This window comes from Ilyobacter sp., from assembly GCF_041583315.1.
GTDB lineage: Bacteria > Fusobacteriota > Fusobacteriia > Fusobacteriales > Fusobacteriaceae > Ilyobacter.
Window position 1 is genome coordinate 1 of the sequence record NZ_JBFHGC010000588.1, and the last position, 1,693, is coordinate 1,693.

Here is a 1,693-nt window from a genome sequence, read left to right on the forward strand (position 1 = left end):
AGGCTCTTCCTGCATATGACCCAAGGTCGGTAAAAGGTATAGGGGTCACATATGCAACTACTCCTATGGGTGCGGACCATACAGCCGGGTATTCTGTTACGGCTAATATCCTGGGAGTAGGTGGAACTGTAGATCCTCTGAAAAAAGAGGGACAGGTAGACCTTTCGAGAAACCTTCAGGTTGCTACGGCAGCCGTTGACAGTACAGGACTGTGCCTGTTTGTGGCATTTGCAATCCTTGATAATGAAGGAGCCCTTCAGGAAGTAGTAAATATGATAAATGCAGAATATAATACAAGTATAGAGGTTCCAGATGTGATAACTCTTGGACAGGAAATTCTCAAGCTAGAAAAAGAATTCAACAAAAGAGCAGGATTTACAAAGGCTCATGACAGACTTCCTGAGTTTTTCAAAGAGAATCTAGAGCCACACAATGTTGTCTTTGATATTACTGATGAAGAACTTGATATGACATTGGAATTTTAGGAGGTTAGATGGCTGGGAAGATAAAGATAGAAGTGAGACTTTTTGCAAATCTCAGAGAGATGTTTCCTCAAGAAAGCAGAGGTGTAAAAGAATTTCAAATCCCGGCAGATTTCTCTATAGACCAGCTGGTGGATCTCATTGGGGATATTGACAGATCTACTGTGATCATCATGCAAAATGGACGAAGGGAAAAAGACTTCGGAAAAAAAATAAAAGACGGAGACAGGATAGCATTTTTTCCACCTGTAGGTGGGGGATAATATGGCAGATCAAAAACGCTATCTCAGAAATAAAAAGCTTATTTCCCAAGAGGAACAGGAGAGCCTTCAAAGTAAAAAAATCATTATTCTAGGATGTGGTGGGCTAGGGGGCTATATTGCAGAGATGCTGGCAAGGCTGGGAGTAGGGGATCTGAGGATTGTTGACTTTGATACTTTTGATGAGAGTAATCTCAACAGACAGCTCTTTTCATCTGAAAAAAACCTCGGATTTTCAAAAGCAGAGGAAGCTGTAAAGCGGATAAAAATAATAAATTCCGAAGTAAGAGTCGAAGGAATAAACCTGGAGATAGACGGAGAGAACGTAGAAAAATTAATAAAAGGAAGAGACCTTGTGGTGGATGCCTTGGATTCCATACCTCTAAAAATAATGGTGGAAGAGGCCTGTTCCAAACTGGGGGTTACCATGGTTCACGGAGCAATCGGAGGTTGGATAGCTCAGGTGGCGGTAATAAGACCCGGGGATTTCATATTAAAAAAATTATATGGTGATATAAAAGAGGGTATAGAGGTTGAGTTGGGAAATCCCTCTTTTACTCCGGCACTTGCTGCCTCATTGCAGGTAGGAGAGATTTTAAAATTATTACTGAATAAGGGGATTTCCCTGAAAGAGGAGATATTGTATATAGATTTGGAGAACAATAGCTTCTCTAATTTTAAAATATAATTTATGGAAAAACAGATTTCTGTGTCTTCAAAATTTAATAAGTCTTATTCCAAAGTTAAATGAAAATTTTAAATAGTGGTAATTTAAAAAATTACCACTATTTATATTTTCTAAAATAAATAGTACTCTGAAATAAGGAGATTGTTTAATTGAGTTTAAAGTTGATAAAAAGATTAATTACTTGATAGTTTCTTTTTATGAATAGTAAACTATTCAATAAATTAAATGAGGGGGAAAGAATGAAAACAATCAAAAGATCGCTA

General features: G+C 37.6%; 3 protein-coding genes. All 3 read left to right on the top strand.

Going from position 1 to position 1,693, the window contains the following annotated elements; all coding sequences use genetic code 11:
- The coding region (locus ABZA26_RS14470; protein ID WP_372715197.1) for an aldehyde ferredoxin oxidoreductase C-terminal domain-containing protein at positions 1-485 on the top strand (485 nt) is incomplete at its 5' end.
- Positions 486-493: 8 nt separating this feature from the next.
- The gene (locus tag ABZA26_RS14475) at positions 494-745 is read left to right on the top strand and encodes a MoaD/ThiS family protein (protein ID WP_372715198.1); all 252 of its coding nucleotides are present in this window, start codon (positions 494-496) and stop codon (positions 743-745) included.
- 1 nt (position 746) lies between these two features.
- Complete coding sequence (locus ABZA26_RS14480; protein ID WP_372715199.1) at positions 747-1,430, top strand: ThiF family adenylyltransferase; 684 nt, start codon at positions 747-749, stop codon at positions 1,428-1,430.
- Positions 1,431-1,693: the final 263 nt, after the last annotated feature.